At 58.3% G+C, this 1,362-nt stretch carries 1 protein-coding gene; it reads right to left on the bottom strand.

The features are described 5' to 3' along the window. A partial coding sequence (locus tag OKB81_RS19540) for a toprim domain-containing protein (RefSeq protein ID WP_270805394.1) occupies positions 1-1,174 on the bottom strand: 1,174 nt, incomplete at its 3' end. Between the last annotated feature and the right edge of the window lie 188 nt (positions 1,175-1,362).

The following is a 1,362-nucleotide window of genomic DNA, read 5'->3' as shown; positions in this document are numbered from 1 at the left end:
CTTCGGCTTCGGCTTCGGCTTCGGCTTCGGCTTCGGCTTCGACCTCAGCCACAGGCTCAACCAGGGTGAATGCTGCCACCAGCTCGGTCAGAGGCAAGGGGTTGTCGCTATGCAGGTATTCGTCGATGTCCTTGACGCTATCCGGCAGCTTGACTTGGGTCAGCTTGAGGCCCAGCCGAGCCATCTTTGAGCGGTACTTGTCGCCCGCTTCATCAGTGTCGAAGAAGGTTACGACGTCACGGTCAGCCAGCTCACGCTTCAACCACTCCAGCTGGGTCTGTGACAGCGTGCCAATGCTAGCCAGCACAGGGCCCGGCCAACCGGCATCCACCAGCGACAGGCGGTCATTCTCCCCTTCTACCAGGGCGACAGGGCCGGGGGCATTCAGACACTCTTCCCCGTAGAACTGCACCCCGTTAAGCCAACAGGCGCTCGGCAGTTGGTACTGGTGCTGCTTGTTCGGGTCCTTGAAGGTGAAGCGGCTGACTTGTCCGTTGCGGTCGAAGTGCGGGAACACATAGACACCGCTCGGGAAGAAGTCACGAAGCAGATCTGGGGCATCGTTGCGAAGCTTGACCAGACCGGAGGCCAGTCGCTCCTCTTGGCTGAACCCTGCATCCTTCAGAACCTTGTTCAGGCCACCGGAGAAGCCGATATCCAACCCCACCAACACCTCCTCAGAGTGGCCACGCCGCTCCATCAGTTCGTCTACATCCAGACGGGACTGATAGTGACTAGCTGCGAGATTGAAGAGTTCTTGCAGGCGAGCAGGTGGGGCCGTGTAGATCGGCTGCTCCAGCTTCACCACTTTGCGAACGGTTGGGGTGACTGCCAGTTCTCCCAGCAGGAGCAGACGAGCAGCATCAGATGCCTTGTCGGCTTGACCGCACTTGACGACTAGATCGAACACGTCGCCTCTTTCCTCGCAACTGAAGCAGTGGAAGCTATCGTCGTCAGGATAGAGGGTGAAGCAGTCGTTATGGCCACATAGTGGGCAACTGGCATCGTCCAGTCGATAGGTGTTGGAGCCGACTTTCTTTACGTCTTGCCCGGTCAGGGCTGAGGCGACATCCATGATGGGGAACTGCTCTTTGATGGCAGCAAAGTCGATAGTCAGGGAGTGGCCTGCATCGGCCAGGGCAAATTCAAGGTCAAACTTGGTGGATTGAGACATGATGTCTCTCCTCTTAGATGACCGCTGCTGTGGAACTAAAATTAGGTTGTGTGTGTTCCAAGCGGCGGTAATCAGATCGGGTAACAGCGCCCCCCGTGGGCCTATGGCGTGAGCCAAGGTGCGATGTGCGGGGGCGTCTGCCCGCCGACAACCCCGACTATACGGATCGGCAGAAGCAATACAACCCC

The organism is Aeromonas sp. QDB56 (assembly GCF_027705505.1).
GTDB classification, from domain to species: Bacteria; Pseudomonadota; Gammaproteobacteria; order Enterobacterales; family Aeromonadaceae; genus Aeromonas; species Aeromonas caviae.
This window is presented reverse-complemented; position numbering and strand designations above follow the sequence as displayed.